Raw genomic sequence first — 26,930 nt, forward strand, 5'->3', positions numbered from 1 at the left:
GATGGCAGGCCTTCCACGCCTTCATCCGCACCTGCAGCACGCGATCATCCACGACCTTGGGTGGCGGTCTCTTCGCCCTGTCCAAGAGCTGACGATCGACGCGATCCTCGACGGCTGCAACGCGGTGGTGCTCGCTCCGACGGCGGGTGGGAAGACCGAGGCGTCCATCTTCCCGGTGCTCTCCCGCATCCTCACGGAGGACCTGAGGCCCGTCTCCGCGCTCTACGTGTGCCCGATCCGCGCGCTCCTCAACAACCAGGAGGAGCGGCTCCAGTCCTATGCGCGGATGGTGGGGCTCGAGGTCTTCAAGTGGCACGGCGACGTCGCCGACTCGAAGAAGCAGAAGTTCCGGCAGTCGCCCGGGCACATCCTGATGACCACGCCCGAGTCGCTCGAGGTCATGATGATCTCCGAGCGCACGGACGCAAAGGCGCTCTTCGAGGGGCTCTCTGTGGTCATCATCGATGAGGTCCACGCCTTCGCCGCTGACGATCGTGGAGCGCACCTCGCGAGCCTGCTTGAACGCCTCGTCGCGCTCACGGGCCGCGACGTCCAGCGTGTTGGCCTCTCGGCGACGGTCGGCAATCCGCGCGTCATCGGCGAGTGGCTGCAGGGGTCGAGCAAGCGCCCGTTCCGCCTCGTCGACCCGCCGAAGGCGAAGGCCGCGCGTGACCTGCGCGTCGATCTCTGCGCCGACATCGGCGAGGCCGCGAGCGCCATCGGGCAGATCGCGCGCGGCAAGAAGAGCCTCGTCTTCGTCGAGAGCCGCTCGAAGGCCGAGAAGGTCGCGCACGCGCTCGCGGGTACGGGCGTCGAGGTCTTCATCCACCACAGCTCCGTGAGCCGCGCCGACCGCACGCTCGCCGAGGAGCAGTTCGCCAAGGGCCGGAACACCGCCATCGTCTGCACCTCGACCATGGAGCTCGGCATCGACGTCGGCGACCTCGATCAGGTCATCCAGGTCGACGCGCCGGCTTCGGTCGCCTCGTTCCTCCAGCGCCTCGGCCGCACCGGGCGCCGGGCGGACACGCGTGCCAACTGCACATTCTTCTGCCTGAGCCCCGAGTCGCTGCTCCAGTCGGTGGCGCTCTTGCGCCTCGCAGAGGAGGGCTGGGTCGAGGACGTGCGGCCCGCCACCCACGCGATGCACGTGCTCGCGCACCAGGTGATGGCGCTCATCCTCCAGGAAGGCGGCATCTCCCGATACAAGCTGATGCCGTGGGTCGAGGCGGCCTATCCGTTCTCGTCGATCCGCCCCGAGCGCGTGCACGAGCTCGTCGACACGATGCTCGAGCGCGAGATCCTCTACGAGGCCGATGGACTCATGTCGCTCGGAAAACGCGGTGAGAAGCTCTACGGCCGGAAGAATTTCTTCGAGCTCTATGCCGTATTCACCGCGCCGCCCGTCCTGCGCGTGCAACACGGCAAGGAGGACGTCGGCTACATCCAGGCGCTCTTCGTCACAATGCATGATCGGAACAAGGGGCCGCTCTGCTTCCGGCTTTCGGGGCGTGCGTGGGAGGTCGGGCAGGTCGACTTCGGCAAAGGCGTCCTCCACGTTCGACCTGCCGCGCACGGGCGCGTGCCGAGCTGGCTTGGGCTTCCAGGAGTTCTCTCGAACGCGCTCTGCCAAGCCATGATGGACGTGCTGCGCCACGAGCGTCATGAAGGCGCGTGGCTCAGCCGCGTCGCTTCCACAGAGCTGGCGTCGATGCGCGAGAGCTACGACGGCCTGCTTGAGGAAGGCACGGCGCCCCTCGAGGACCATCCCGATGGCGTGCAGTGGCACACGTTCGCCGGAGGCGCGGTGAACCGGCTCCTCGCGGCGGGTCTGGAGCAGAAGACTGGCAAGAAGTGGGTCGCGGGGAATCTCTCGCTTCGCTGCAAGGACATTCCGTTCACGGCGGCGGGGGACGCGATTCGTTCCCTGGCCGACTTGAACTGGGAGCGCGTCGCCGCAGGTGCGGCCCGCGAGATGGCGCGCGGGATGCTCAGTAAGTTCCAGCCGTGCCTCCCCGAGGAGGCCGAGGATCGGTTGCGCTCCGAGCGGCTCCTGGACCAGCCTGGCGCCCTTCGCTTCCTCGCCACGGTGAAGGTGAATGGATCGCGCCTCGCTGCTCGCCCGAGCGGCATGCGTCTCGCGGACATCGAAGCGACTGGCCCGCTGCCGCTCGAGCTCGCGGTGCGTGTCGCCCCTGGCGCTGCCGCCGCGCTGAAGAACGATGTCCAGTGGGTGGACACCCCGGCGGCGCTGCGGGCGGTCAGCCAAGACCTACGCGCCGCCGACATTGTAGGCCTCGACGTCGAGACCGCGCTCGACTTCAGCACGCTCTGCCTCGTGCAGATCGCGACGCGAAACCGGACCTTCCTCATTGACCCGCTGGCCGTCGGCGACCTGAAGCCGATTGTTGATATCCTTAGCGGCTCGGTGCCGGTGAAGGTGATCCACAACGCCCGCTTCGAGCGCCGTGTCCTGGCCAGAATCGGCATCGCACTCGATGGTGTCTTCGACACACTGGAGGCATCCCGTCGTGCGCGCGGCACCGATGCCCTCGGCGGCCACAGCCTCGCGGTGGTGTGCGAGCGCGAGCTGGGCATCGTCCTCGACAAGACCTCGCAGACCTCCAACTGGAGCCGCCGCCCGCTCGACGTCGACCAGTTGAAGTATGCCGCGCTCGACGCTGAGGTACTCCTCGCGCTGTACGAGCGATTCAACGAGCTGGGCGTCACGTCGGACGCCGAGGGGAATAGGGGGAATCGCTGATGGCGAGCGACAGGCGCCCGAGCGCCCCGCTGTACTGGCTCCCCGTGAACGCGAGGACGGTGGGGGAACGCCTGGACATCCCTCCCGCCCATCTGGACAGGGGGAGGGCTCATCTGGACGTCCCCCCGGCCATCTGGACAGGGGGTGGGCTCATCTGGACATCCCCCCCGGCCATCTGGACACGCTCCCTGCCCATCTGGACATCCCACCCCGTCGCCTCGCCTCCCGGCTCCCCCCACCCGTGTCCAGATCCTGCTCCGCGCTGGACGTCCCCACGACCGAGCTCATCCTTGCCGCTTTGCGTCGTGCCCCGAGGGGCGCGGGTCGCAGGAGGAGGGGTCAGGCAATCATCATGGCAAAGCAAGGACAGGACTTCGATCGCTGGGTCAAGGTCGCCGCCGGGTCGGAGCGGACCGACAACCCGCTGAACATTCCTTACGACATCGCCGTGCGCGAGGCGGTTGCCGCCGCGGCGTTCGTGAAGAAGTACTGGGAGCCCGACGGCGATCGCCCGGGCCTCAAGCGGGTCAAGAGCCGCCTGCCCGCATCGAGCGGCGAGGAGCTGCTCTCCATCGTGCACGCGGTGCAGGAGGCGCAGACGCGGCTGCTCCTCATCGTCGATCCGGCCGTGGCCGATCTCGGCGAGCGCGCCCGGTTCGTCGTCGATGAGCTCGAGTCGGCGCTCGAGTTCCTGCTCGACGACGACGTCGACGAGCCCGCCGACGCGCAGCTCGCGCGCATCAAGGAGTTCCACGCGCAGGACGGCCAGCGCTCGAGCGCCCTCTCCCAGGCGCTCCGCGATTACGCGGGGCTCGCGGAGTCGCTCAAGGACCGCCTGGTCGAGGCGGACGAGGCGTTCGACGTGCGCCTCATCGCCGAGGCCAGGAAGCTCGCGGAGGATCTGCAACGGCGGGCGCTGGAAGCGGCCCCCGAGGCCGGCGCCTCGGCCGCCGCGACCACGATCCGCAACCAGCTCCTGCACCTCATGGTCGGGCGCGTCGGCGCCATCCGGAAGACCGCGGCCCACGTCTTCCGGCGCCACCCCGAGATCGCCCGAGAGGTGACGAGCGCCTACGAGCGGCGCCGGCGCGCGGCGGCGCGGCGCGAGAAGGCCCGCAAGGGCACCGAGTCCGGCCAGGCCAACGGCAAGCCGGCGGCGGCGCCCGCGCCCGCGACCCCCGCGCCCGCGACCTCCTAGGTATCGGCCGGCGCTCGGCCGCCGTCATCCCAGCCGGTTCGCCGTCCGCGCGGAAACTGCGCTCCGCGGCGCGTTCGCCCCCATCCACCATCGCCCATCGCCGTTCGCAGCCATCTGAGACGACGCCGCCGGTTTGGGGGCGCCGGTAGCCGGTCGTTGCGCCGGGCCGCGGCTCCGCCGGGCGGCGGCGGCTCCGGCGAGCTCAGGCGATGCAGCAGAACGTGGACGGCTCGGCCGGCTGGAGCTCGCCGACGGGCTCGCCGCCCTGCGGCGCGCACGCGCCCGACTCCACCGCCACGACCGCGGCCGACTTGCTGCCCAGGCCGACGCCGGGCGGTGTCACCCCGCAGAACGGAACGCTGGAGTCGACGAGGGTCGATGCGACCAGGTCCGTGCATGCCGCGTCGCGGTACACGGACGCCATGATCGTGCACGAGGCGCCGGTCGGCTCGCCGCAGCTGCATGGAGTGCAGTCGCGGCCGTCGAGCACGTCTTTATAGAAGACATGCCTCTGGGCGTAGCCCTTCGGACACTCGGCTTCGCCCTCGTGGTAGACGCAGGTCAGGAACCCGGGCGGCGCTGCCGGCGCGCACGTGGTCGCGTCGGCGCACGCGGTGTGCGCCCCGGCGACGCAGGCCCTCGCGCGCGTCGCCCACCAGAGCGCGTTCTGGGGGATGGGCTGCGGGACTTCGATGCGCGGCGTACACGCGCCGGCCGTCATCGAGGGCGCCGCGATCGTCAGCGACTGCACGCAGGGCTCGCCGTTGCAGTCCTGATCGGCGGGGATCGCGGCATCGGCGGTGCAGGCGCCGTCCCATGCGTCGGGCGCGGCGAACGGCGTCGCGACGGCGTCGGGCTCGTCGCCGGCGCACGAGGACGACGATGCGGCCCACGCAGTGGGGAGCGCGCACGAGACCTCGGTCGGGTCGCATGCGCAGGTCGGGCACGCCTTCGGCACCTGCTGGAGATCAGCGAAGCCCTCGTACCCGATCGTCGGTGCGTCAACGGGGCATTCGGGGGCGGCCTCCGGCGGGCCGAACCAGAGGAGCGCCGGGCCGGACCAGCCGAGCGGGGCGGGGGAGACGCACTGGCCGGAGCACAGCGCGCTGTGCTCCTCGCCGCCAGCGCCGCCCTGACCGCCGTCGCCGCCTTGACCGCCGTCGCCGCCCTGACCGCCGTCGCCGCCCTGACCGCCGTCGCCGCCCTGACCGCCGTCGCCGCCTTGACCGCCGTATTTCTCGCACCACTCAGGATAGTGGGCGCGCTCTTCGTCCGTACATGGGCCATAGAGGATACCTGGCTCTTGGGTGCACCCAACGCTCAACAGCGCTCCTGTAAGGGCAACGCATGACACGCGCATGCGTGGAACCCTACTCGAACGATGGCCTTCGGCGCAAGGCGGGTATCGCCCTGCGAGCCTCGTAAGGTTTGAGCATTCGGCGGATTGAGGAAATTTTCTCATGCTTTCTCATCTTCGGGTACGGCAGATGTCCTTGCCGCCGGATCCCCGTCACAGGTTCAATTGTAGACCCATCCCGAACGCCACACCGAGCGCGGGAGCGCTCCAGGTCGCGCGTTCTGATTCGGCGATGTCTCCGCGGCGGAGGAGTGACCAGTCGACCAGGCGCTGAACGGCCTCGGTATACCCGTACCCAGAGAGGCTCTCTGAAAACGGCCACGTGACGCCCGCTCGCGCACCGATTCCGGCACGAAGACCCAGCAGGGATTCCGGGGTGATTGGAACCTCGGGCACCGCACGGAGCACGCCGAGCTCTCCGACGCCGCACGCGAAGAGAAAATGCCGGTGAAGGCACAAGGCAGCGTTCACGGTGAGCGCCGATGCCGTCACGCGCACGCTATCTACGTTTGTCGACAGTGACGAGAGCCCGCGGGCTTCCAGCGCGACCGACCATGCCGGCCAGCGTCCCGTGACCGCCAACGTCGGTCCAACCGCAACGCCGGGCGTCAGCCCCAGCGCCATCGTGGCGCCGGCTCCAACGCTCCACCGGAAGCGCTCTGCCGAAGCTTGCCCCGTGCTGCTCGGGGGCGGTGACCGCACGGATGGCAGCTCGCGCGCGGGCTGCGCCTTGCCCGGCCGGCGCGCCGGCGCCGCCTTGCCCGGCCGGCGCGCGGGTGGCGCCTCGCTCGGCGGCAGCGCCGGCTGCCCCGCGCACGGGCGCTCGGGGGAGCATGGCGCCTCGGCCGGCGTCGCGGGCTCTTCCTGCGGGGCCGGCGTTGCCTGCGGCGGCGGGCGCTCGCCCGGGTCGTCGAGCTGCACGGCGATGGACAGGGCCACCATTGAAACCAGCGTCTTGCAGTCGCCGCGGGTCCTGTAGCCGTCGGTCCAGCGCAACCTGCCGCCGCGATCGCGAAGGTACATCGACGCAATGAGCTCGCCCTGCTCTTGTACTATCGACACCGCCATCGTGAGCGGAGCCTCCGCATCGAAGGGGTCGAAGCTCATGCGCCGGGCGATCTCCGCGCGCAGGAACTGCTCGTCGGGGCAGTGCTCTGTGCCCGGACCGCGCGTGAGATCGAGCCGCACGCGGGCCCGGCGCGGTCCGCGATCGGCCCGGACCGGCGTGGCCGCGAGCTGCGCGATGGCGACCGCGACCAGCGAGGCGAGCGTTGCGCGCCATGCCTGCTTTCCCCATCGCCGGCCGTTCGACGGGGGGCGCGCGCGTCGCGGCGGCTCTGCGCTCACGGCCGATCGTGCCCCGCCGTGCCGCCGGTCGTGGTGACCGGCAGCGCTCCTGCGCTCGACCGCAGCCGCTCGCGCAGCAACGTCAGCCGGCCGTGAGGAAACCGCTGAGCATGCGCATCAATCTGCTCCAGGGCGGCGGCTCGCTCGCCGTGCAACAGCGCTTGTCTGGCCGCATCGAGCAGCGCGAGCTCCTCGTCGAGCCGATCCTGGCTTTGGTCTGGGGGCGCCGGGGCGTGCCTCGATCCGGCCGGCTTGCGCTGTCCTGGCCCATCGGTCGTCCGTGCCGCGGGCGCTCGGGGGCCCTGGGTGTCGTCAGGGCGCGTGGCGTCGTCGGCGCGCGGCGCTTCACCGAGAACGCTCCGGGGTCGCGGCTCCGGCGTCGGGGCCGGATGTGTGCTCCGCGCGACGAGGAGGGGTATCGCACCCGGGCCGAGGTGGCGCGCCCAGTCCACCGGTGCTCGAGCGAGCCAGGCGGCCAGGAGCACGCCGCCGGCGACGCCTGCCGCACCCCACCCGAGCGCCGGGCGAAGGGCCCGGGGGGTCGCGCGCGCGAGCCGCGCGAGGCGTGCTCGCCACCGTGTCCCATCGACCCGCGCTCCGGCGCTCGGTGCGGCCGGGTCGCTCGCGGGCAGGATCGTCTCGCGGAGCGAACGCAACGAGGTCGCGGAGAACAGCGGGAGCACGAGGACGCTGGACCGGAGCGCCCGTCTCTCTTCGGGGCGCAGCCGCTTCTCGGCGGCGCGGTAGTCCCGGCGCGCGAGGCGCAGCCGGCTCGCGGCGGTGTGCTCGTTGAGCGAAAGGGCGCGCGCGATCTCGCGCATCGGGACATCGTACGCGTCGGCCAGGAGGAGGACGGCGCGGCGCTCGGGCGCGACCTCCGACAGGAGACGGATCGCGAGCGCGAGCCGCTCCTGCACGGCGATGTGATGCTCGCTGCTCGCCGCGATGTCTGCCTCCTGGAAGCAGGCGGCGTCCGCGAGCCCTACCGGCACCTCGCGGCGCCGGTAGGCGCGCTCCAGATGATGGCGGACCTGCCGCCAGGCGATCCCGAAGAGCCACGACGCCTCCGCCCTCCAGTGCTCGCCGAGGCGCTCCGGTCGCGCTGGATCGGGCATGCCCGTGGGTGTGCTGTGCGGCCGGGGAGGCGTGTCACCCGGTGCGCTGTCTGCGGCGACGACGGCGGCCTGCGCGGGCGCTGCGGCGTATCCCACGGTGTCTGGCGAGGCCACCAGGGCCGCGGCGCGCGCGCTGCTGGAGCGCATGGGGTCGTACCGGGGGAAGCTGCGGTAGGCGCCCAGCAGGACGTCCTGGCACAGGTCGTCGAGGTCGTCCTCGGCGACGCCGAGGAACCGGAGCATCCCAGGGAGGACATGAACGGCGGTTGTGTGCATGGATGTCCAGGCGCCGTGCTGGACCGGGTCGGCCGGAGGACGAGAAGGGCTCATGCTCAGAATTACGGGGCGTTTCTCGCAGCCGTCACAGAATCGGTCCGGGCCGAGGCCCCCTCCGACCCGATGCGGCCCCCCTTCGACCCGGTGCGATCCCAGCTCGGACGAGGGGCGACCCCTCGACCGGGTGGGACGCCCGATGGGAGGGGAGCAGGTCCTCCAGCAGACCGGGGCGTCCATCTGCTGTGCGCCGCGTGGCGAACCTGCCCGACCCTCCGATCTTCCGGGAGTTCGATGTCGGCGCCCTGCGCCTCGAACGTCGTGATGTCACGATAGCGCGTGCGTGTGCTGGTTCCCCGTAAAGTTGACGGCGGTGCGGGGACGATGACGTAGAAGGCGTGCCGGGCCGACGGGCCGAAATGCATGGATACCGGACCCGACTCGATCACCGACGCCGGGCGGCATCCTCAGCGGCCCACGATGCTCGTAGCATCTGGATAGCCGACCGCGGACGGCTCGTCGGAGCGCACCGCGCGAGGATGCGCTTCCAGCCGTTCCGTGCGCTCGCCGCCTCCGCGACGATGTCTGCGACCTCGCTCGGGTCCACCCGCTCTTCGGAGAGCCGCGCCGTCGCACCATACTCCGCGGCGAGCGCGCGGCGCTCGGCTGGGCCCTTGGCGCGCGCGAGGATGCACGCGTAGGCCTCGCACGAGTACGCGAACGTCTCGCGCTTGCGGTACTCGATGTCGAGGAGCCACTCCTTCGTCCGCGTCTCGCGAAGACCGACGGTCGCGCGCTTGCAGTTGTGGAAGATGTGCGCCACCTCGTGAACGATGAAGTCGGCGAACGGATCGTCGTCCGCGAAGTACTCGACCGAGACATAGCAGGTCGTCCCCTCGCTCAAGCCAACGAGGCACGGCGCGTCCTCGCCGAGCAGATCCGCGCCGAGGCTCGCGAGGTACAGGTTGGCGAGCGTCCACGCCGAGCTGTCGTATCCATGCTTCAGCAAGAGCGGCTCGATGTTCTCGCTCGTGACGAACACGACCGACTTCTCGAGCGTCGCGAGCACTGCGTCCTGCTCGATCCGCGGGAACAGCCCCCGCACCATGGGCTCGACCTTGCCGCGCGTGATGGCGACGGCGTCGGCGTGCGGCAGGGATTCGTGCGAGAGTCCTTCGGCCCGCCGCCGCACCTCGCGAACGAGCGCGTCTCGGAGCTCCTCGTGGGCGTGGTTCGCACGCTCCATGAACTCGCCGGGCCACGCCGCGTGGTATGGGTCGGTCTCGCCGGTGCGGAGGTACCGCTCGACCTCGTCGGCGGCGCTGGGCACGTTGCTCACCGGCGCATTCTACGGCGAGAGCGCTTCCGGTTCGGCAGCAATCGACGCGGACGGTGCGCGCCGAGTAGCCGTTTCTTCGGCAAAGCGGCAATTCGACCCGATGCCACGCGCCCCGAACTTCAGAAGGAGACCTTGTCCGCAGCAAACCCGCGATGAGCGGCATGGAGAGCGCGCCGCCGTGCCAGCGCTGATGCTTCACTGCGCCCGCCGCCGCGGCTACCGCGCTCTGCGCGTGTGGGTGCCGCGGCTGTTCCAGGACCTCGCCATCGCTCGCGCCGGCGTCTCGTACGGCGCGGCACTCGAAGGGTTGATCCTCCAAGCGTCCCGCCGCTCTGATGTGGGACCGGAGCCCCGGACGAGGGATCCCGTCGCTGCGCTCCGATGGCGCCTGGGTGTCCCGGAACGGGTGGCCACCCATCCACGCAACAAGCGGCGATGACCGCTGCGGCCCCGGCGAGGACGTCGAGCCCGGGGCCGCGCCGCTGCCCCCTCGCTCCACTCGGCTCGCCTCGCCCCCCCTCGTCAAGGTGACCACGAGGGTCGCCCGGGGGCGGGGTGGACCTTCCTGCTCGTGAGCGTCGTGGATCCTACGAGGGAACCCGGGTGGCCCCCATGACCCTGCAACGTGCCTCGGCCAGGGTGCTCAGCTCGTCTTGATCGTGAGCTCGTTGCCGCGTCCCGCGTCGAACGGGAGCGGCTGGGAGAGGTAACCGTTCTGCGGGTCGCGCACGTAGTCGATATAGCCCGAGGCCTGCTCGAACGCGTTCTCGCCGATGATGATCGCGCCAGGCTTCAGATGCGGCTCGAGCAGCTTGAGAACGTCCAGATAAAGGGTGAAGGCGCCGTCGAGCAACACCATGTCGATATCACCGCCGACACCCGACTTGAGGGTCTCTCGAGCATCACCGACCCGGAGCTCGACGAGACCGGACAGCCCGGCGGCGGCGACGTTCGCCCGCGCCCGCTCGACCTTGCTGGGCACAAGGTCGGTCCCGATCAAGCGGCCGCCGCCCATATCGCGCAGCGCGGTCGCCAGATAGATCGTGGAGATCCCCATCGAGGAGCCGAACTCCACGATGCACTTGGCCTTGCATGCGCGGGCACACATGTAGAGGAAACGCCCAAGATCCGGGGAGACATTGAGGAAATTCTCCGCGAACCCGCGATACGTGCCTTTCAGATCGTCGGCTTCGTCCTTGAGGAGCTGGGTGATCGTCTCTTCCCTGGTGGCCGCCTCGCTCGCTGCGCTGGCGGCCAGCGGCGCGTCGGCCGCCTCCGCTTCCCGATGAAGACGCTCGAGGACCTCTGCGACCTGGCCGTCGCTGATCGAATTCATATCTATAATCCCTTTCCTTCTGAATGAACGGCCATGCGCGCGGCGCTTGGTCGTTGACTGGGTGACCAGGCGATTCCTTGCGACCTTCATGACCCTGCGTGATTGGTAACGTTTGACAACCGAGTCGTCCAGGACGATATTGAGCTCGATTTGAGACCTGCTGAGCATCGATGGGGGCTCCAGCCAGCCCTGGGATCGAGGACCAAACCGATGGAACTCCGTCACCTGCGCTACTTCATCGCCATCGCCGAGGAGGAGAACTTCAGGCGCGCGGCAGAGAAGCTGCACGTGTCGCAGTCGCCGTTGAGTCGTCAGATGCAGCAGCTCGAGGAGGAGATCGGCGCGGAGCTCTTCGAGCCATCGGGGCGCGGCGTGAAGCTCACGCCCGCCGGGCGGCTGCTCCTGGACAGAGCGAAGACGATCCTCTCCGACGTGGACGCTGCGGCGAAAGAGGCGCGGGAGACGGCCGAAGGCCAGATCGGGACGGTCACGATCGGCTTCGAGAGCGGCTCTGCGTATGTAGGGCCGTTGTCGACGATCCTCACGCGGTTTCGGGAGCAGGCGCCACGAGTGAACGTGGAGCTCGTGCCCATGAGCAGCGCGCAGCAGTGGGACGCCTTGCGAGCGGGGCAGATCTCGCTCGGCTATGGGAACTACGTCCCGGATGACTCCTCGCTCCAGAGCGTCGTGCTTGCCCGGCATCGCCTGGGGATCATCGTGCCGGAGCAGCACCCTCTGGCGACCGAATCCATGATCAAAGTCAAGGACCTGGCGAACGAGCCCATGCTCATGGATCCGCGGAAGAGCAACCCTCGTTTGTATGACGACATCATCGCCGCCGTTCGCGCGCGCGGCGTGACCCTGAACGTGGCTTCGGAGATCCTCGACGGAGAAGCCCTGTTGACGCTCGTGGCGAGCGGCTTCGGATTGACCTTCGGCGCGGAACCCGCGGCGCCCTTCCTCGCGGTCGGCACCGCGATCTGGAAGCCGGTCAGCGATCTCGGTCTGGAGATGCGCAACATCGCGATGTGGCGGCCCGACGCGCAGTCTGTCCTGCTCCGGCCGCTCGTCGACCTGGTACGTGAATTCGGCGCCGCGCTTCGCGATCGGGAGATGGGACCGCGCAGACAGGAGAGCGAGCGCCGGCGGCGACGGCGACGCGGCTAGAAACAACGGGCCGAACGCTTCGAGGAGGGGGTCGCGCGGTGCGCTGCCTGCTAAATTAGCGTATTTGTTCGGATTTCTTCCCGTTCGGCGCTCTGGTTCACCGTCGACGCCGAGCGCATGATAGTGCTGCACGTGGCCCGGCAGCCGACGAGCGAGGCGGGCCTACCCTCCCTCTTCCAGGAGCTCAGGCTCTTCCAGGAGTTCAAGATGACCGTGAAAGCCTTTGGTGCCCATGCCGCCGACAAGCCGCTGGAAGCGCTCGACATCTTTCGTCGCGCCCCAGGCGACCACGATGTGCAGATCGACATCGCCTACTGCGGCGTCTGCCACTCGGACTTGCACACCGTCCGAGGTGAATGGGCGGGCACGCTCTATCCGTGCGTTCCTGGGCACGAGATCGTGGGGCGGGTGTCCGCTGTGGGGGCCCAGGTATCTCGCTTCAAGAAGGGCGAGCTGGTCGGCGTCGGTTGCATCGTCGACAGCTGCGGCCGCTGCGCGTCCTGCACCGAGCACCTCGAGCAGTACTGCGAGAGGGGCATGACGCTCACCTACAACTCTCCGACCCCGGACGCCCCCGGGCACACGCTGGGCGGCTACTCCCAGCGGATCGTCGTCAACGACAAGCACGTGGTGAAGATCAGTCATCGCGAGGAACAGCTGGCGGCCGTGGCCCCGCTGCTCTGCGCCGGCATCACGACCTATTCGCCGCTTCGGCACTGGAACGCCGGGCCCGGCAAGAAGATCGGCGTGGTGGGCATCGGCGGGCTCGGCCACATGGGCGTCAAGCTCGCCCACGCGATGGGCGCGCACACCGTCGCGTTCACGACGTCAGAGTCGAAGCGGCAAGACGCCAAGGCCCTCGGCGCGGACGAGGTCGTGGTGTCGCGCAACGCGAACGAGATGGACGCTCACGCCGAGAGCTTCGACATGATCTTGAACACGGTCGCGGTGAGCCATGACCTTGACGCCTTCACGAGGCTGCTCAGGCGGGACGGCGCCCTGGTGCTCGTGGGCGTGCCGAAGGACGCCCATCCGTCGCCCGCCGTGTTCAACCTCGTGCTCAAGCGCAGGACGATCGCCGGGTCGACGATCGGCGGCATCGCCGAGACGCAGGAGATGCTCGATTTCTGCGCGGAGAAGGGGATCGTCGCCGACATCGAGGTGATTCCGATCCAGCGGATCGAACAGGCGTACGAGCGGATGCTCAAGAGCGACGTCAAGTATCGCTTCGTCATCGACACCGCCAGCTTGGCCGTCGGGCCACAGAAGTAAGGCCATCAGTCCTCGTCAGAACTGAGAGGCGTCACTAGCCCCTTCGCCTCTTCCGTGGCTCGCGGCGCTGCCCAGCACGCCCGTTTCGCGCCGCCGTCTCTTCCCCGCCTGCCACGACCTCCCGCACGCTGTCGCGCAACCACCGGTGAGCGGGGTCCGCGTCCAGCCTCGGGTGCCACAGCAACGAGACGGTGATCTCCGGCGCGGCGAAGGGCAGCGCGAAGCTGAACAGGCCGTCGCGCAGGCTCCTGGTGTGGTGATCCGGAACGGTGGCGATCAGGTCGGTCGCGCGCGCCAGGGCGATCGCCGTGGCGAACCCGCCGACGATGGTCACCACCTCGCGCGCCAGACCGAGCGCGGCCAGGCTCTCGTCGATGCGCCCCTTGGCCACGCCGCGCCGCGAGAACACGACGTGGCGTCCGGCGGCGTAGCGCGCGGGCGTGATCTTCGCGCGGCCGAGGGGGTGGTCGCTGCGCACGACGCCGATGAAGCGGTCGCGGAACAGCGCCTGGGTGCGCAGCTCGGGGCTGGTGTCTTCGTCGACGACGCCCGTCTCGAGGTCGACAGCGCCCGTGCGCAGCGGCGCGCTGTCCTTGTCGGGCTTGGCCACGAAGCGCAGCCGGACGCCTGGCGCCTCGGCGCCGGTGCGCTCGATCAGGGCTGGACCGAAGCTCTCGACGAAGCCCTCGCTGGTGCGCAGCGTGAAGGTGCGCGCCAGGCGCTTCAGGTCGAGCTTCTCGGCCGGGCGCAGGACGGCCTCGGCGCCCTGCACCAGGTGGCTCACGCGCTCGCGCAGCTCGAGCGCGCGTGGAGTCGGCACAAGGCCGCGTCCAGCGCGCACCAGCAGGGGGTCGCCCAGGGTCTCCCGCAGGCGCGCGAGCGCCCGGCTCATCGCCGACGGGCTCAGGCTCAGGCGTCGGGCCGCACCGGTGACGCTGCCTTCCGTGAGCAGCACGTCGAGCGTCACGAGCAGGTTCAGGTCAGGCAGCGACATGCCACCAGGCTAGCAGAGGTCGGGGCGAACCATGGCGTCAGACGCACATAGTTGTTGCAATCGTTGCGCGTTCCGCAATCCGTGCCGGCGCTCTAGTTTCGACGTCGAAGGTCGGATCACCTCGATTCGAGCCGAGCCGGAGGCCACGCATGACCGAGAACGCCCTTGAACTGTTCATCCATCGCACCCGCGCCAGCTGGGGACCGCTCAGCAGCGACCTTGTCGCCAGCTGTCGCAGCCACCTGGAACAGCTGGCGAACGCGCACGCCGCGGAGCCCTGGCTCGCGGCGCTGCACGAGGAGGCGCCCGCGTCCAGGGAGCTCTACCGGGATGCGAAGCACGGCTTCGTGCTGCAGGCCCACACCGAGCAGGCCGGGCTCTACCGCCCGCCGCATGACCACGGCCGCGGCTGGGTGATCTACGCCCTGCAGCGCGGAGAGATCGCGATGTCGACCTACGCTCGCGTCGAGACCGGAGCCGGCGTCCAGCTGGTCAAGCGTGACGAGACGCTGTTGCGCGCCGGACAGGCGCAGCTGTTCTTGCCGGGAGACATCCACGACACGCGCTGCGTCGCCGGCCCGGCGCTGCTGTTCCGCTTCACCGAGCGCGATCTCCGACAGGAAGATCAGGTCGCGCGGCGCGTGACCCGCTATGTCGAGCGCAACGGCGTCTGGACGGTGGGACCATGATGGCGCTGCGCACCTCGATCGCGGGCGCGCCCCTGCCGAGCGAGGCGCCCGAGCAGGCGGCTTCCGGTGTGCAGGGCCCGGCGCGCGCGGAGGCGATTGCGTGCGTGCTCGCGGCCATGGTGCTGGTGGTGCTCTCCGCGGGCATCGCCAACGTGGCGCTGCCTGCGCTGGCGCATGCGTTCCAGGTGACGCCCGCCGCGTCGGTGCGCGTCGTCAGCGCCTACCAGCTCGGGCTGGTGATGGCTCTGTTGCCGTGCGCCGCGCTGGGCGAGAGCCTGGGCTATCGCGCCGTGTTCACGGCAGGCGTCGGGCTGTTCACGGGCGCGTCGGCGCTGTGTGCGCTGGCGCCATCGCTCCACTGGCTGGTCGCCGCGCGCTTTTTGCAGGGGCTCGGGGGCGCCGCCGTGATGGCGCTCGGGGTGGCGCTGCTGCGCTTCGTGGTTCCGCAGGCGCAGCTGGCAGCCGCCATCGGCTGGAACGCGCTCGCCGTGGCGCTGTCCTCGGCCGCGGCGCCCACGGTCGGCGCCGTGCTGCTCTCGAGCGCAAGCTGGCCCTGGCTGTTCGCCGTCAATCTTCCGCTCGGCGTGGCGGTGCTGCTCGCCTCGCGCGGCCTCCCCGAGGTCCCCGGCACGGCGCGGGCGCTGGACGCGACAAGCATGGCGCTGAACGCGGCGGCCTTCGGCGCGCTGATCGCAGGCGCGGAGCTGCTGCCGGCGGCGCCGGCGCTCGGGGCCGGCTTGCTCGCCGCGGCCGTCCTGAGCGCGACGCTGTTGCTCCGCCGCGAGCTGCCGAAGGAGGCGCCCCTGGTGCCGCTCGACCTGCTGCGCAGCCGTTCGTTTCGGGTCTCCGTGATCGCCTCGGTCGCGTGCTTCGCGGGACAGGCCTCGGCGCTGGTCGCGCTGCCCTTCTATCTGCGGCACAGCTTTGGCCAAGAGGCTCTGAGCACCGGGCTGCTGATCACGCCCTGGCCGCTGAGCGTGGCCCTCCTGGCGCCCGTCGCGGGCCGCCTCGCCAACCGCATCTCGACGGCCTGGCTGTGCGCGACGGGCGCGGGGTGTCTCGCGCTGGGGCTCGCTGCGCTCGCGCTGTCGCCGGCGCACGGCAGCGCGCTTTCGCTGGTGCCGTTCGTGGCGCTGTGCGGCGCGGGCTTTGGCCTGTTCCAGGTGCCGAACAACCGCAACATGTTCCTCGCGGCCCCGCGCGCGCGGAGCGCCGCCGCGGGCGGCATGCAGGGCACCGCGCGGCTGGCCGGCCAGACGGCGGGCGCTGTCGTCATGACCTTGCTCTTCACGCTCATGCCAGTAGATGCCGCGCCGCGCATCGGCCTCGGTATCGGCGCCGCGCTGACGCTGAGCGCCGGGATCGTCAGCGCGCTGCGTGCTGGCTCGCACCGCAGCCATGACGGTGGGCGGATGGGCAGATGAAAGCCGCGGTGTCCCCGACCGTGACGGGTACGAGCCGTCAGCGTCGGGGACGCTTGAATCGCTCGCGCGAGCGCTCGACGTCTCCTCGGATGACGCAGCCCTCGACGTGATCGTTCACCAGCCCCATCGCCTGCATGAACGCGTACACCGTCGTGGGGCCGACGAACTTCCAGCCGAGCTTCTTCAGGTCCTTCGAGAGGGCGATCGACTCCGGTGACGTCGATACGGTCTGCGGGCGCGCGAGCCGCGCCGCTTCGGGCTCGTAGCGCCAGACGAACGCCGCCAGCGAGCCCTCACGCTCGACGAGCTCTCTGGCGCATCGCGCGTTGTGGATGACCGCCTCGATCTTGCCGCGGTGGCGGATGATCCGCTCATCTCCGAGGAGCCGCTCGACGTCTCGCCCGGTGAAGCGGGCGATCTCGTCGACGTCGAAGCCGTGGAACACCTCGCGGAAGCTCTCACGCTTGGCGAGGACGGTGCGCCAGCTCAACCCGGACTGGAAGCCCTCGAGGCTCAGCTTCTCGAACAGCCGGCGGTCGTCGCTGACAGGAAACCCCCACTCGCGATCGTGATAGTCGATGAACTCCGGCGCCGCGCCGGACCAGCGGCAACGCGCTCGACCGTCGGGTCCCACGATCGTCGCGGCGCTCATGGCGCGTCGCCTCGCAGGAACCCGAGCCGCTCGTCGACGCGAGACGGCGCGATCTCGAGGATCTCGGCGCTGACGACGCCCGCGGCGACGAACGGATCGCCGTTCACCCTGTCGCGGAGCTCCTCCATCGTGGTCCGATGCGCGAGGATCCCGCCGCCGCCGTGGGGCTTCAGGCTCCCGACCAGCACGAACACTCCTTCGTCGAAGCCACGCCGGATCCAGGCGTTGTGTTGCTCCATGTGCAGGCTGGCTTGACCCTTGTTGTCGGAGAACTTGAGAAGGACAAGAAACACGGCGCATGCTCCTGGGGTTACGGCTCACGTCTGCCGCGGGGGCGGCCACGTGTCGTCTTGCGTTGCGTTGCCTGGAGCCCCCGCTCTGACCGAGCGTCGGGCCCCGGCGGGGCGGCGCGGGTCGTCAGCGACAGCAACCACGCGTGCATCTGCTCCACTTCCTGCGCGATGAAGGTCTCGTCGTGGAAGGCGCTCGCCAGCGTGGCCACCCCCTGGCTCCGGGCCAGGAGGTGCATCGCGAGCTGATCGGCGTCGTCCGCCCGGCCGAGCAGGACGAACTGCCGACTCAGCCACGTCCGGAAGAGCGTGAACAGCCGGTTGGCTCCCGGTCGAGAAGGGTGGTCCAGCTTTGCGAGCTCAGCGCACAGGGTGCCAACGGGGCAACCGTATCGTTTGATGCTGGCGCGGTTCGCGATCAGGATACCGATGAAGCTACGTATGCGGTCCGCGGAGCTGTTCCCCTCGATCTCCCACCGATCGAGCATCTGCCGCGTGCTCGCGAGGCGCTCGTCGATCACCGCATCCAGGATCTCGTCCTTCGTCTTGAAGTGGTAATAGAAGTTGCCGCGTGAAATACCGACGGCCTCCGCGATATCAGCGAAGGATGTGTGCTCGTAGCCCCGTCGATAGAAGAGACCATCAGCCGCTTGAACGATCTGAGCGCGCGTCGTCGGGTTGCTCACAGCGTCGCCTCGCCGGACGGCCGCTGTCGCAGCCGCGGAGAGTCGATCTAGTAGGACGATTGTCCTAGGATGTCAAGCGTCGCTGCGTCCGCGCTGCCACGACTCGGGGCGCCAGCGGGCACGGGCGCGGATCGGCGGCGCCTGCAGCACCATTCCGCCGTCGCGCCGGTCGACACGCTGGAGCGGCGCGAGGGCCCGCTGTCATCCACGAGCGGCGGCCCCGGTCGTGTACTCCGCGAACAGCTCGCTCAACGCTTTCGCCATCGCGCGCATGCGCGGCACCTGGCGCAGCTCTCGATGCATCACGACGTAGAACGGGACCGACGGACCCGCGGCGTCGAGCGCCACGGGCTCCAGACCCGGAACATCGACGCCGGCCGCGTGCACGACGATGCCCATGCCTGCCCGCGCTGCCTCGATCCGCGTCTCCACGGCGTTCGAACGAAGCGGGAAATTTCGCGCGCCGCGCTCCACGAGCCAGTGGAAGGGGCCGAGTCCCTGGGTGACTCGCTCATCGACGATGAAGCGCTGGCCTGTGTAGTCATCTCGCGTGACCCGGCGTCCGGGCAGATGCGCTGCCAGGTAAGCGGCGCTCGCGTACAAAGCCGGCTTGACCTCGCCGACGCGCTTCTCGATGAGCACGTTCGAGGCCGAACGACCCCCGCGGAGCCCGATGTCGGCCTCGCGCTCCGCCAGATCGACGAGCCGCGACTCGACCGACACCTCGACGATGGTCGTCTGGTCCTGCTCCCAGCATCGCCGCGCCGCCTGGGCTGCCACGGCGCCAAACCCCTCCGGCACGGAGAGGCGCACGGTGCCGGCTCGTTCACGATCGTGCGCCCCGAGCGCTTGCTCGAACCCGGCGGCGATGTTCACGAGCGCGAGGGCCTCGCGTTCCAGCCGCACCCCGTGGCTCGTCCGGTGGACGACGGAGCGCCCGAGCGCGCGCTCGAGCGTCGAGACGCGCCGCATGACCGTGGAGGCCGACATGCCGAGGCGCTGTCCGGCCGCGAGGAAGCTCCCGCGGCGGTGGACCTCGAGCAGCACACGACAATCGTCCCAGTCCATGGGACGACCCTGCCACCTCGACGGATCTTCGTCCATGCAAAACGGATTTGTACCAGCGCAAAACCCCCGTGATGCGGCGCAGGTTATGCTGTCTCCATGAAAATGGCAGTGCTCGGTACAGGAGCCATCGGCAGCACATTCGCTTACCAGCTGGTTAAAGCCGGCCACGAGGTCACGGCCGTCGCGCGCGGCGCGCGGCTGGAGCGCCTGCGGGAAGACCGCGCCATTGTTCTGAGCGATGGCGCGCGCGCCCCTGTGGCCGTCGCCGGCACGCTCGACCCGAGCGTCCCGTACGATCTCGTGCTCGTGACGGTGCTGGCGCCTCAGGTCGACAGCGTCTTACCCGCGCTGCGACAGAGCGCCGCGAGACACATCATGTTCATGTTCAACACCTTCGAGCCGCTGGATCGACTGCGGGACGCGGTGGGCGCCGAGCGCTTCTCGTTCGGCTTCCCCGGCGGCGTGCTCGCGCATCTCATCGACGGCAAGCTGCGGAGGCGCATCCTGCCCGGCACCACCGTGGGCAATGCGGCCTGGGCGAAGGTGTTCGGCGCTGCAGGGATCCCGACCGTGACCAGCGCCGATATGCATGGATGGTTGCGCTCGCACGCCGCCATGGTGATCCCCCTCATGTCGATCGGCGTCGTCGTGGCGCACAGGAACGCCGGCATCACATGGCGTGAGGCGCGCCGCTACGCCGCCGCGCTCGCCCAGGGGTTTCACATCGTGCGCGGCCTGGGCCACGCCATCGAGCCCACCGTGGTGGCGCTGCTCAGCCGTCTGCCGCGCATGCTCACCACCGGCTTGTTGTGGCTCATGAGCCGCACCCAGGAGCTCCGGAACCTCGGCGCGCTCGGCGCCGCGGAGCCCCGGATGCTCATCGACATGATGGCGACCGCGGTGCCGAATGAGGCCGCCGAGCTGCTGGCGATCCGCCCGTAGACTGGAGCTAGTCGCGATCGGCCGGCGCGCCGCCCGGGAAATAGTGGCGGTAGGGTCGGCCGCCCTCCACCGCGCGATCGACGGACGGGCGCTCGCGCAGGCGGCGGTAGTAGGCGCGCAGGTTGGGGCGGTCGTCGAAGGGGTGGACCCAGTCGGCGTAGAAAAGCGACGGGGCGGCGGCGCAGTCGGCGAGGGTAAAGGCGTCGCCTGTCGCCCAGGTGCGGCCGGCGAGCTCGCCGTCGAGCCAGGCGTAGACCTTGTCCAGGGCGGCGCGGGCCTGAACCTCCCCGTACTCATCGCGCGGGTTGGACTGCATCTCGCGGATGCGGTTGTTCACGATCACCTGCATCGTATTCATGACGTAGTTGTCGAAGATGCGGTCGAACATCCGCACCTGGAGCGCGGCGGCCGGATCGCGCGGGATCAGGCGGGCAGGATCCGGATGCGCCTGGTCGAGCCACTCGACAACGATGGTCGCCTCCCACAGGGCGAGGTCGCCGACCCGGAGCACCGGGAACTTGCCGAGCGGCCAGAGCGCCGCCAGCTCGGCGCCGGCCTGCGGGTTGGAAGGCTCCAGCAGGCGCAGCTCGAAAGGGACGTCCTTTTCATAGAAGGCGATGAAGGCCTTCTGGGAGTAGGACGAGAAGGGGTGGGCGTAGAGGATCGGTGTCGTCATGGTGGCCTTGCTGCTTCGCGTGTCTGCGAGCGGTTCGTGTCTGCAAGCGTCCGGCGAGACCGTCGAGCGTTCCATCGGAGCGCCCGAAGTTCTCACAAAATCAGCCTGATCGATGTCCTAGCCAGGCCTCCGCGCGCCCCTCGCCAGCTCCTCGCCGAGCGCGTCCAGCATCTGGAGCCAGCTCGGGTGCGCGCCGGTCCGGCGAGCGAGCGCCTCGCTCACGTTCTGCTCGAGCCTCACGAGCGTCCGCCCGTTTCGCTCGACGAAGGTGATCGACACGAGCGTCTCCTCGGGCCAGTCCCGGTCGTGCCCCTGGCTCTCGGAGGAGACGGGATTCCCGTTCGCGTCAGCGATCCGCATGGTGAACGCGAGCCGCTCCGGCCGCACGACCTCGCTGTAGACACCGATGGTCCAGCAATCGCCGAACTGCGGGTTGTGGATGCACGAGTGGAAGCCCCCTCCCGGTCGGACGTCGATCCGCGCGAAGCGGATGGTGCACCCCCGCGGCGCGAACCAGCGCGCCAGCAGGTCGGGATTCGTCCACGCATCGAACACCACGTCGCGCGGAAAATCGAACGTGCGCTCGATGAGGACCGTGGGCTCATGAGGGGTTTGAGAGAATTGCATCGTGACGTGATCACCCTTTCTTCGGCGGATGCAGCTCGTGCAGGAGGTCGTCCAGGCGGCCGAACGCCTCGTCCCAGTGCTGCCGGTACTGCTCGACCCAGCTCGCCACCTCCCGCATCGGCGCGGGATTGAGCTGGCAAACGTGCTGCCGCCCGTCGCGCCGCTTCTCGATCAGACCCGCTCGTTCCAGGGTTGCCAGGTGCTTGGAGATGGCCTGTTGCGAGATCTGAAACGGCTGCGCCAGCTCGTGCACCGACGCAGGCCCCGTCTTGAGCCGCACGAGGATCGCGCGCCGGGTGGCGTCGCTCAGGGCGGCCAGGGTCGTGCTCAGCGAATCCACAACCGTATGGTTGTGGATAGGCTCCAGGAAGTCAAGCGACGGTCTTCCACCTCGAGATCCTCGAGGTGGAAGACCCCCTGAAGGCGTCGTCGGGCGCAAGGCTGGAGCTCGCCCGCCTCGCTGGCGCCGGACGCCGCGGTCGCGCTGTGCGGACGAAGTGCAATCAAATGGTTGCACTTCGTTGCGCGGCTCGGTATTGTGCATCCAGGAGGTTGCACATGGCATCGACGGACAGGATCGAGAAGCGGGTCACGCTGCGCGCGCCCGTGTCACGCGTGTGGCGGGCGATCGCCGACGCCCGGGAGTTCGGGCGCTGGTTCGGGATCGAGCTCGAGGGCGAGTTCGCCGCGGGCAAGACGCTCACGGGCATCTTCGACGAGGGGCTCAACGAAGCCGCCATCATGGACTACCAGAAGAGCCGCGGTCTCCGGCCTTCGAAGGTGAAGCTCCCCGAGAAGGGCGCGGTGTTCTGCACGGTGGAGCGCGTCGAGCCGGAGCGGTACTTCAGCTTTCGCTGGATCCCGTATGGCATCGACGCCGAGGCCGACCCGGACAACGAGCCGACGACGCTCGTCGAGTTCCGCCTCGAGGGGGTCGCTGACGGCACCCTGCTCACCATCGTGGAGTCCGGCTTCGACCGTGTGCCAGCGCATCGGCGCGAGCGCGCGTTCCGCATGAACGAGGGGGGATGGGCCGCTCAGGCCGAGAACATCGCGAAGTATGTCGAAAACGTGTGAACCGGCGGTCGCTGACGTCTTCTTCGCCCTCGGCGACGGGACGCGGCTGTCGGTGGTGACCCGGCTCGGCGCCGGAGGGGCGCTGTCGGCGACCGCGCTCTCCGACGGAGCGAAGGTGACGCGACAGGCGATCGTGAAGCACCTCCGGGTGCTCGAGGGCGCGGGCCTCGTGACGCACGAGCGGCGCGGGCGCGAGGTCCTCTACGCGCTCGAGCCGCGGCGGATCGAGGAAGCCCGCGTGTTCCTCGACGGCATCTCCGCAGGCTGGGATCGCGCGCTCGAGCGGCTGCGTCGGATGGTCGAGGAGCCTCCGTCGTCGACGCGTGAACGGGAAGCGCCATAAGAGGGCGGCTTGCAGCGCAAGCATTCGGGCGCGGCAGTCGAGCGCCGCCCAGAATCGCAGCGCCGACGCCGGCTGTGGCCCCCGAGCCGACCTCGACACCGGGGCGCTTCGCGCGATACTCAGAGGCATGACCATCGTCGCCCTGACGGTACCCGACGACCTCTGCGCAGCGCTGCAGGTGCCGGCCGAACGGCTGGCGTCCGAGATCGCCTTCGCCGCCGCGATCCGCCTCTACGAGGAAGGTCGGGTGTCGCTGGCCAAGGCCGCCGAAATTGCATGCGTGGAGCGTTTTCGCTTCGCAGCCCGGCTCGCGGAGATCGGCATCCCGACCGCGGCGTTCGACCCGGCCGATGTGGATGTTGCCAAGACGGCAGCGAGATGACGCTTCCGGTCGCGGTGATCAGCGATACGGGGCCGCTGAGCTACCTTCACCGACTCGGGCGCCTCGAGCTTCTGCAACAGCTCTATCGGCACTTGCTCGTCCCACCTGCCGTCGTCGCAGAGCTCAACGTAGGGCTTCGCCTGGGCAGAGATCTGCCCGACGTGACCACCCTGGACTGGATCGAGCTGCGATCGCCTCCTGCTCATGCGCTCCAAGGGATCGACGGGCTTGGCGTTGACCATCTTGCGAACGGTTCGTATAGTTCCCCGCGTGCGCCATGTGACCCAGCCGCCCGCGCTCGACGAGGCCGGCCTCGAGCGGGCGCTGGAGCGGCTGCGGCGCACGGTGCGGCAGCGCGGCCTGAAGGGGTCGTCGGTCCGCGACTCCATCGCGCGCGCGGCGCTCCTCAGGCGAGGCCACTTCTCGGTCGACGACCTGCTGAAGGAGCTCCGCGAGAGCGGCGTCGTCGATGCCCACCCCGCCACGGTCTACCGGGTCCTACCCCTCCTGGTGGAAGCGGGGCTCCTCCAGATGACGCTCGTGTCGAAGGGCGACGGCGCGCGGTACGAGCGAGCGTTCGAGCGTGAACATCACGACCATCTGATCTGCACACGCTGCGGCAAGGTCGTGGAGTTCGAGTTCGAGGCGATCGAGGTTCTTCAGCGCGATGTCGCGGAGAGATTCGGCTTCCGCTTGACGGGCCACGTCCACGAGCTGCTCGGGGTCTGCAAGGACTGCAGCGCTGCCGGCGTCGAGGGCTGACGCGCGAGAGGCGCCCTGCCGGCGCCGCAGCGCGACCGGATCACCGGCGTGCCCGACCGCGAGGCAGGCGGCGTACATGAGCAGCGACCCGGACACCGCCGTCAGGTAGCCAGGCCACTCGACCCAGCCGGCGCTCAGGGCGACGAACGCGCCGACGAAGCCGAACATCGCCGCGCAGCCGGCCACGGCGACCCACCGGCCAAGGCGCCCCATGGCCGCGCACGCGAGCCCCCGGACCCGCACGCCGAACGTCCCCCTGGGCCCGTCCAGCGGAAGCGCCGTCGAGGCCGCGCGCGCGAGCGCCCGGGCCCTCACGCGACACCTCGCCTCACGACGCTCATCACCTCGGTCGTCCTCCGCGCGTGGAGCTCCGCGGAGGCCTCTCCGAGCACGGCCCACAGCGCCTCCAGGCTGGAATCGTCGAGCCGGACGGAGACGGGGCCGAGGTGAATCGAGATACCCCCGCAGTCCAAGCACCGCTGGACGTGCGCGACGCCGTTGTACGCGAGGGTTTCGTGACGACAGTCCTTCGAGTTTGACAAGTCGACCTCCCGAGCGAGACGGTAACGCGAATGATTATCATTTTCAACATGATCGCGCTGGGGGGCGACTGTGACTGGGGGGCGACTGTGACTGGGTGGCGACTGACCGACGGATGGCCTCGCGCCCGGAGATCCGGCCGTGACAGAGGGTCTTCGCTGCTCCTTGCTGAATTTTCAGGCCGAATCCGCGCTACGGGAGGGCGGCGCGTCGCCGGCGCTGCGCGCCGAGGCGACGAACTCCTCCACGAAGGGCGACGCCGGTCGGGCGGAGAGCTCCTCCCAGGTGCCTGCCTGCGTCACGCGCCCTGCCTCGAGGACGGCGATGCGATCTCCCAGGAGCCGCGCGTCCGTGGCGTCGTGCGTGACGACGACGGTGGGGAGGGCGAGCGTCCGCAGGTAGTCCGAGAGGAACGCCCGGACCTCGCGGCGCGAGTGGACGTCGAGTGCGGCGAGCGGCTCGTCGAGGAGCAGCGCCCGCGGGCTCACGGAGAGCGCGCGCGCGAGCGCCACGCGCTGCTTCTCGCCCCCGGAGAGCGCCTGCGTCCGCCGGTGCGCGTGCGCGGCGATGCCGAGGTCGTCGAGCATGGCGTCGACGACCTCGGCGTCGGCCGCGCGCCCCCGCCGCGCCGGATCGCTCCGCACCGCGAACGCGACGTTCTCACGGACGCTGAGGTGCGGGAACAGCGCGTAGTCCTGGGGCACATAGCCGATCCCGCGCTGCTCGACGGGCACGTCGATCCCGGCCGCCGTGTCGAGGAGCACCGCCTCGCCGACCTCCACGCGCCCTCGCTCCACGGGCAAGATGCCCAGGAGGAGCGAGAGCAAGGTCGTCTTCCCGGCGCCGTTCGGCCCCACCAGGACGAGCGACCCGCCGCCGGTGTCGAGATCGGCCTCGATGCGCAGGCGCCCGATGCGCGCGGTCACGCGGGCGCGGAGGCGCTCCGCCGCCATCACGGCGCCGCCTCGGGGCGCTCGGCCTCGGTGGAGCGCCCCAGCACGGCCCGCACGAACAGGAGCAGCGTGAACGCCACGACGACAAGGACCATCGACAGCGCCTGCGCGGCGCGCAGCTCCGACTCGAGCGCCGTGTAGATGGCGAGCGGCAGCGTCTGCGTCCGCCCCTCCAGGTTGCCGGCGAACATGAGCGTCGCGCCGAACTCGCCGAGGGAGCGGGCCCAGCTCATCGCGGCCCCCGCGGCGAGCCCAGGGGCCGAGAGCGGCAGCGCCACGCGGAAGAACACCCGGAGCGGCGACGCGCCGAAGGTCCGCGCCACCACGAGGAGCCTCGCGTCGACCCTCCGGAACGCGCTGGTCGCCGCCTGCACGAAGAACGGCGCCGAGACGAACACCTCGGCGACAACGACCGCCGTCGTCGTGAACGAGACGGACCACCCCACGGGGTAGAGCCACCCGGCGAGGAGCCCGCGGCGGCCGAACGCGAGCAGCATCGCGACGCCGGCGACCGCGGGCGGGACGACGATGGGCAGCTGCACCACCGTCTCGACCGCGCGCGAGAGCCGCCCGCGCGAGCGCGCCAGCGTCCAGGCGAGCGGCGTCCCCAGGACGACCACGACGGCGAGGCTCGCGGAGGTCGTCAGGAGGCTCAGGCGCAGCGCGGGCCACACGAGGGGGTGGCGGAGCCCCTGCTCGACGTCCCCCGCCGTGGCCGTCGCGAACAAGGCCAGGATCGGGACGGCCAGGAAGGCCACGAGGACCGCGCCGACCGCGGCCAGGGCGACCCGCTCCGCGCGGAGGCGCCCGCTCACCGAGGCGCGCCCCCGCCGGAAGGCACCAGGAACCCGGCGCGCCACAGCGCCGTCCGGCCGGCCTCCGACGTCACGAGATCGATCCACGCGCGCGCGAGCCCGGGGTGCGCGGCGCCGGACACGACGGCGATCGGGTACTCGGCGAGGACGTTGACCTCGGGCGGGATCGCGACGACGACCACGCCGTCCTGCGCGGCCTGCGCGTCCGTCCGGTAGACAACGCCCGCCTGCGCTTCCCCGAGGCGCACCTTGGCGAGCACCTGCCGCACGTTGGGCTCGCGCGAGGCGACCCTGGACTCCACGCGCGCGCGGAAATCCGCGCCCAGGGAGGCCGACGCGCGATCGAGGATCTGCAGCGTGTAGCGGCCGATCGGGACCTCGGGGGTGCCGATGACGATGCGGGTCGCGGCGGGGAGGTCGGCGAGCCCCCGGACGGTCGCGGCGCTCTCGCTCGCGACGACGAGGACGGGCTCGTTGCGCGCGAAGACGACGGGGCCCGCGGCGCGCTGGGATTTCACGAGCTCGTCCATGTGGCGCTGATCCGCCGAGGCGAACACGTCGACCGCGGCGCCGTGCTCGAGCTGCGTGCGGAGCTCCTGCGTGCCGGCGAAATTGAACGTGACCTCGACGCCCGGATAAGAGCGCTTGAAGTCCTCCCCCAGCGCGGTGAACACGTCCCGGAGGGAGGCGGCGGCGAAGACGACGAGCCTGTCCTCCCGCTGGGCGGACGCCGGCGAAGGGCGCTCGCAGCCGCCGAGGACGGCGAGGCACGCCGCGAGGATCAGGAGGGGGAGGGCGCGCGCCAGCTGTCGTCGGGGGCAATTCATCCGGGAGACTCCTCT

The 26,930-nt window shown here is 70.1% G+C and carries 28 protein-coding genes; 11 read left to right on the top strand and 17 right to left on the bottom strand.

Features of this window, described 5'->3' with window-relative positions:
* Position 1 precedes the first annotated feature (1 nt).
* Both WME73_RS06475 and WME73_RS06480 read left to right on the top strand, forming a co-directional pair.
* Entirely contained in the window at positions 2-2,764 is a 2,763-nt protein-coding gene (locus tag WME73_RS06475) for a DEAD/DEAH box helicase (protein ID WP_437915110.1), read from the top strand.
* Positions 2,765-3,116: 352 nt separating this feature from the next.
* Positions 3,117-3,962: a hypothetical protein gene (locus WME73_RS06480; RefSeq protein WP_437915111.1), complete on the top strand. Its 846-nt coding sequence runs from the start codon at positions 3,117-3,119 to the stop codon at positions 3,960-3,962.
* 202 nt (positions 3,963-4,164) lie between these two features.
* On the opposite strand, the gene WME73_RS06485 is transcribed toward WME73_RS06480, so the two are convergent.
* The 5 genes from WME73_RS06485 to WME73_RS06505 form a co-directional block, all read right to left on the bottom strand.
* Positions 4,165-5,286, bottom strand: coding sequence for a hypothetical protein (locus tag WME73_RS06485; RefSeq protein ID WP_437915112.1), 1,122 nt, complete (start codon positions 5,284-5,286; stop codon positions 4,165-4,167).
* Positions 5,287-5,472: 186 nt separating this feature from the next.
* On the bottom strand, positions 5,473-6,666 hold the full coding sequence (locus tag WME73_RS06490; protein ID WP_437915113.1) for a hypothetical protein: 1,194 nt from the start codon (positions 6,664-6,666) through the stop codon (positions 5,473-5,475).
* Positions 6,663-8,111, bottom strand: coding sequence for a sigma factor-like helix-turn-helix DNA-binding protein (locus WME73_RS06495; protein ID WP_437915114.1), 1,449 nt, complete (start codon positions 8,109-8,111; stop codon positions 6,663-6,665). The genes WME73_RS06490 and WME73_RS06495 overlap by 4 nt, the downstream gene beginning before the upstream one ends.
* A gap of 388 nt (positions 8,112-8,499) precedes the next feature.
* Positions 8,500-9,393, bottom strand: a complete 894-nt coding sequence (locus tag WME73_RS06500; protein ID WP_437915115.1) for a hypothetical protein — start codon at positions 9,391-9,393, stop codon at positions 8,500-8,502.
* A 643-nt stretch (positions 9,394-10,036) separates the two neighbouring features.
* Entirely contained in the window at positions 10,037-10,729 is a 693-nt protein-coding gene (locus WME73_RS06505) for an O-methyltransferase (RefSeq protein ID WP_437915116.1), read from the bottom strand.
* A gap of 210 nt (positions 10,730-10,939) precedes the next feature.
* Between WME73_RS06505 and WME73_RS06510 the strand changes: the two genes are divergently transcribed.
* Both WME73_RS06510 and WME73_RS06515 read left to right on the top strand, forming a co-directional pair.
* A complete protein-coding gene (locus WME73_RS06510; RefSeq protein ID WP_437915117.1) occupies positions 10,940-11,896 on the top strand; it encodes a LysR family transcriptional regulator in 957 nt (318 codons plus the stop codon).
* A 207-nt stretch (positions 11,897-12,103) separates the two neighbouring features.
* Entirely contained in the window at positions 12,104-13,168 is a 1,065-nt protein-coding gene (locus WME73_RS06515) for an NAD(P)-dependent alcohol dehydrogenase (RefSeq protein ID WP_437917359.1), read from the top strand.
* 34 nt (positions 13,169-13,202) lie between these two features.
* Here WME73_RS06515 and WME73_RS06520 read toward each other — a convergent pair whose 3' ends face one another.
* Positions 13,203-14,162 (bottom strand): LysR family transcriptional regulator, encoded by a 960-nt coding sequence (locus tag WME73_RS06520; RefSeq protein WP_437915118.1) that lies wholly within the window; start codon positions 14,160-14,162, stop codon positions 13,203-13,205.
* A 149-nt stretch (positions 14,163-14,311) separates the two neighbouring features.
* Between WME73_RS06520 and WME73_RS06525 the strand changes: the two genes are divergently transcribed.
* A complete protein-coding gene (locus tag WME73_RS06525; protein ID WP_437915119.1) occupies positions 14,312-14,851 on the top strand; it encodes a hypothetical protein in 540 nt (179 codons plus the stop codon).
* Positions 14,848-16,275 carry an MFS transporter gene (locus WME73_RS06530; RefSeq protein WP_437915120.1) on the top strand — a complete coding sequence of 476 codons (1,428 nt, stop codon included), beginning with the start codon at positions 14,848-14,850 and terminating at the stop codon, positions 16,273-16,275. Before WME73_RS06525 ends, WME73_RS06530 begins: the two co-directional genes overlap by 4 nt.
* Before the next feature lie 37 nt (positions 16,276-16,312).
* Here WME73_RS06530 and WME73_RS06535 read toward each other — a convergent pair whose 3' ends face one another.
* From WME73_RS06535 to WME73_RS06550, 4 genes are all read right to left on the bottom strand, one after another.
* Entirely contained in the window at positions 16,313-16,927 is a 615-nt protein-coding gene (locus WME73_RS06535; protein WP_437915121.1) for a DNA-3-methyladenine glycosylase I, read from the bottom strand.
* Complete coding sequence (locus tag WME73_RS06540; protein WP_437915122.1) at positions 16,924-17,220, bottom strand: YciI family protein; 297 nt, start codon at positions 17,218-17,220, stop codon at positions 16,924-16,926. The genes WME73_RS06535 and WME73_RS06540 overlap by 4 nt, the downstream gene beginning before the upstream one ends.
* Positions 17,221-17,237: 17 nt before the next feature.
* A complete protein-coding gene (locus WME73_RS06545) occupies positions 17,238-17,903 on the bottom strand; it encodes a TetR/AcrR family transcriptional regulator (RefSeq protein ID WP_437915123.1) in 666 nt (221 codons plus the stop codon).
* A gap of 201 nt (positions 17,904-18,104) precedes the next feature.
* Complete coding sequence (locus tag WME73_RS06550; protein ID WP_437744624.1) at positions 18,105-18,971, bottom strand: LysR family transcriptional regulator; 867 nt, start codon at positions 18,969-18,971, stop codon at positions 18,105-18,107.
* A gap of 96 nt (positions 18,972-19,067) precedes the next feature.
* Here WME73_RS06550 and WME73_RS06555 point away from each other — a divergent pair, with 96 nt between their 5' ends.
* Positions 19,068-19,913 (top strand): ketopantoate reductase family protein, encoded by an 846-nt coding sequence (locus tag WME73_RS06555; protein ID WP_437744625.1) that lies wholly within the window; start codon positions 19,068-19,070, stop codon positions 19,911-19,913.
* A 7-nt stretch (positions 19,914-19,920) separates the two neighbouring features.
* Here WME73_RS06555 and WME73_RS06560 read toward each other — a convergent pair whose 3' ends face one another.
* The 3 genes from WME73_RS06560 to WME73_RS06570 form a co-directional block, all read right to left on the bottom strand.
* Positions 19,921-20,589, bottom strand: a complete 669-nt coding sequence (locus WME73_RS06560; RefSeq protein ID WP_437744626.1) for a glutathione S-transferase family protein — start codon at positions 20,587-20,589, stop codon at positions 19,921-19,923.
* A gap of 117 nt (positions 20,590-20,706) precedes the next feature.
* Positions 20,707-21,216 (bottom strand): SRPBCC family protein, encoded by a 510-nt coding sequence (locus tag WME73_RS06565; protein WP_437744627.1) that lies wholly within the window; start codon positions 21,214-21,216, stop codon positions 20,707-20,709.
* Between the two features lie 10 nt (positions 21,217-21,226).
* The gene (locus WME73_RS06570) at positions 21,227-21,556 is read right to left on the bottom strand and encodes an ArsR/SmtB family transcription factor (RefSeq protein ID WP_437744628.1); all 330 of its coding nucleotides are present in this window, start codon (positions 21,554-21,556) and stop codon (positions 21,227-21,229) included.
* A gap of 218 nt (positions 21,557-21,774) precedes the next feature.
* On the opposite strand from WME73_RS06570, the gene WME73_RS06575 reads away from it, so the two are divergent.
* The 4 genes from WME73_RS06575 to WME73_RS06590 all read left to right on the top strand — a co-directional run bounded on the left by WME73_RS06575 (position 21,775) and on the right by WME73_RS06590 (position 23,780).
* Complete coding sequence (locus WME73_RS06575; RefSeq protein ID WP_437915124.1) at positions 21,775-22,293, top strand: SRPBCC family protein; 519 nt, start codon at positions 21,775-21,777, stop codon at positions 22,291-22,293.
* The gene (locus WME73_RS06580) at positions 22,277-22,636 is read left to right on the top strand and encodes an ArsR/SmtB family transcription factor (RefSeq protein WP_437744630.1); all 360 of its coding nucleotides are present in this window, start codon (positions 22,277-22,279) and stop codon (positions 22,634-22,636) included. Before WME73_RS06575 ends, WME73_RS06580 begins: the two co-directional genes overlap by 17 nt.
* Before the next feature lie 127 nt (positions 22,637-22,763).
* Complete coding sequence (locus WME73_RS06585; RefSeq protein WP_437298218.1) at positions 22,764-23,018, top strand: UPF0175 family protein; 255 nt, start codon at positions 22,764-22,766, stop codon at positions 23,016-23,018.
* A gap of 270 nt (positions 23,019-23,288) precedes the next feature.
* Positions 23,289-23,780: a Fur family transcriptional regulator gene (locus WME73_RS06590; protein WP_437744631.1), complete on the top strand. Its 492-nt coding sequence runs from the start codon at positions 23,289-23,291 to the stop codon at positions 23,778-23,780.
* A 311-nt stretch (positions 23,781-24,091) separates the two neighbouring features.
* Here the strand turns inward: WME73_RS06590 and WME73_RS06595 are convergent, their stop codons facing one another.
* From WME73_RS06595 to modA, 4 genes are all read right to left on the bottom strand, one after another.
* Complete coding sequence (locus WME73_RS06595) at positions 24,092-24,322, bottom strand: hypothetical protein (RefSeq protein WP_437744632.1); 231 nt, start codon at positions 24,320-24,322, stop codon at positions 24,092-24,094.
* A gap of 174 nt (positions 24,323-24,496) precedes the next feature.
* Positions 24,497-25,273: an ABC transporter ATP-binding protein gene (locus tag WME73_RS06600; protein WP_437744633.1), complete on the bottom strand. Its 777-nt coding sequence runs from the start codon at positions 25,271-25,273 to the stop codon at positions 24,497-24,499.
* Positions 25,273-26,088, bottom strand: a complete 816-nt coding sequence (locus WME73_RS06605; RefSeq protein ID WP_437744634.1) for an ABC transporter permease — start codon at positions 26,086-26,088, stop codon at positions 25,273-25,275. The genes WME73_RS06600 and WME73_RS06605 overlap by 1 nt, the downstream gene beginning before the upstream one ends.
* Positions 26,085-26,915, bottom strand: coding sequence for a molybdate ABC transporter substrate-binding protein (gene modA, locus WME73_RS06610; protein WP_437915125.1), 831 nt, complete (start codon positions 26,913-26,915; stop codon positions 26,085-26,087). The genes WME73_RS06605 and modA overlap by 4 nt, the downstream gene beginning before the upstream one ends.
* Positions 26,916-26,930: the final 15 nt, after the last annotated feature.

Origin of the sequence: Sorangium sp. So ce302 (assembly GCF_051530145.1) — a bacterium.
Taxonomy (GTDB): domain Bacteria; phylum Myxococcota_A; class Polyangia; order Polyangiales; family Polyangiaceae; genus Sorangium; species Sorangium cellulosum_B.